Below are 2,529 nucleotides of genomic sequence, written 5' to 3'. Positions count from 1 at the left end.
GTTCGATTTGGGTGCGGTAGCCAGGTAAACCGCGCACTCGGCCAGGGCCAGATCACCCTCGGGGCTTCCCAGAAAGCGGAATGCGTCACGCGCGTTGAGCGCTACATTGAGCGCGGCCGGATCGGATAAGCCGATGTCCTCCACAGCCATCCGCACCAGCCGACGGGCCAGGTAGAGAGGATCTTCACCCGACTCGAGCATTCTTGCCAGCCAGTACAGGGCGGCATCAGGATCGGAACCGCGGATCGACTTGTGTAAGGCTGAAATCAGGTTGTAATGCTCCTCGCCAGATTTGTCATAGATCAGGGTCTTCTTCTGCAGTACCTGGCTGATCTCCTCCAGACCGGGGGATTTCTCATGGCGTGAAAAATGGGACACGATCAGTTCGAGGTATGAAAGTGCCCGGCGCGCGTCACCATCGGCAAGGTTCGCCAGGTAGGTCAGTATATCACTGCCGAGTTTAACTCCGCTCGAGGCAACCCCTTGTTTTTCATCGGTGATCGCTCTCTCTAAAAGCTGGACGATATGATCTTCTCCGAGACGATTTAGAGTGAAGACCTGGCATCGCGAGAGAAGCGGGCTGATCACCTCAAAAGATGGGTTCTCGGTCGTAGCGCCGATCAGGATGATAACTCCCTTTTCGACATAGGGCAGGAAAAAGTCCTGCTGGGCTTTGTTAAAGCGATGGATTTCGTCGATAAACAGGATCACCTGGCGATGGTAGTGTTGCCATTCGCGTTCAGCCTCGGTGACAATTCTGCGCGCGTCCTTGATCCCTGCAGAGACCGCCGAGAGAAAAATAAAACGCGCCTCGACCTGCCTGGCGATGACCGAGGCAATCGTGGTCTTGCCTGAGCCGGGTGGTCCCCAGAGAATCATTGAAGGCAGGTAACCTTTCCGGAGAGCGACCCGTATCGGAGAGTTTTCGCCCACGAGATGGTTTTGCCCGATGATATCATTTAGCTTCTCCGGACGCATGCGCTCCGCCAGGGGGCGCGGTTGCCCGGTATTTAAGCTCTCATCTTTTTCGTCGAATAATTCCATGTTCAGAATCCATACTTACAACTTAATTTAATCTCTCGCAACGAAAAAGCGATCATTTTCAGCACTCAGCGCGAAAAACAGGACGTATTCGGGGAAATAGTGCTAAAGCAGTCCGGCTGCCGACCGACATAATCTAATTCACGACATACTCGTATAAATATCGCCGTAAAATCATATTCCAGGAGGGAAGCTATCCGTCGTTTGAGAAAAAATGACCCGACTTTCAGGTGCCCTGTCCAGCGTCACGCAGGTGATATCGAGTGCAGGCCCAAAAATCCAGACAGAGTCGTTATCGCATCGTCACGCTCATCAGGCCAGAGGCTTGAATCAATGGCGGACAACCCGAACATTTTGCTCTGCGTGGCTCCCAAGCACTGACGGCTGTCGGAATGCCGCAATCAGGCCAGCTCGAGAATTATCTGGTCGGCAATTAAAAAACCTTCGGCCGTGAGTCGAAGCTGATCGCCGGCCAGTTCGATCAATCGATTTTCAATTAGATCATTGATTAGGGCATCTCTCTTAAGGAGTATATCCTGACCGCTTATCTTCTTGTAGAGCTTGAGATTGAGGCCCTCGCGCAGTCGCAGGGACATCAGCACCAGCTCTTCCGCTTGCATCTTCCGGTCGAGTTTTTCCTCGAATTCGACAGCTGAATTATCGCTGGACAGCCTGCGGATATATTCGGGAAGGTCATAGCTGTTACTCCAGCGCTGATCGTCAATATGGGAGTGGGCGGCGGGACCCAGTCCAATGTAGTTGCCGCAATGCCAGTAGTTGAGGTTGTGCCTGCAGGTCCTGCCGGGAAGGCAGAAATTCGAGATTTCGTAATGCCGGTAACCGCGCCCTTGGAGAAACCCGCGAATAAATCTGTATGCCACAGCCTGCTTTTTTTCGTCCTGCGGTTCGAGCCTGCCCTCACGGCGGAGCTGGTCGAAACGGGTTTCCGGTTCAAATGTGAGGCAGTAAATTGAAATATGTTCAGGAGAGAACCTCAAAACCTGTTCGAGGTCGTTTTCTATGTCTTCAAGGGACTGTCCCGGGATGGCGAAGATCAGGTCGACCGATAGGTTATCAAAACCGGCCTGGCGGACTTTCTCCATCGCCCGACGGCTGTCATTCGAGTTATGCCGGCGGTTGATTAAACGCAGGAGCCTGTCATTGAAAGTCTGCAGTCCCAGTGAGATACGATTGATTCCCATATTGCGGTAAGCCTCGAGCTTAATATCAGTGACATCATCGGGATTGAGTTCGATTGTGATCTCCGGAGCGGAGCGAATTTTAGAGCTCGGAAAAGTCTGAAAGATGTTATAAATCAGCCAGAACAGATTCTCTGTTTTGAGCAGCGAGGGTGTTCCTCCGCCCAGGTACAAAGTTTCGGTCCAGAGCCGGCCGTATCTTTCACCGAGATATGCCAGTTCCCGGTTTATGGCCGCCAGGCAGTCATCCTCCTGGCTCAAATCAGTCTGTGAGTAGAAATCACAATAG

General features: G+C 52.5%; 2 protein-coding genes. Both read right to left on the bottom strand.

The annotated features are described in order from the left end of the window. Positions 1 to 1,044 (bottom strand): AAA family ATPase (locus tag GF404_02775; GenBank protein ID MBD3381101.1); only part of this gene is annotated, 1,044 nt, incomplete at its 3' end. Positions 1,045 to 1,442: 398 nt separating this feature from the next. After that, positions 1,443 to 2,529: radical SAM family heme chaperone HemW (hemW, locus tag GF404_02770; protein MBD3381100.1), on the bottom strand; the 1,087-nt coding region annotated here is incomplete at its 5' end.

This window comes from Candidatus Zixiibacteriota bacterium (assembly GCA_014728145.1).
Classification (GTDB): domain Bacteria; phylum Zixibacteria; class MSB-5A5; order JAABVY01; family JAABVY01; genus WJMC01.
Note: the sequence above shows the minus strand (reverse complement) of the source record. Positions and strands in the feature narration are given on the sequence as shown.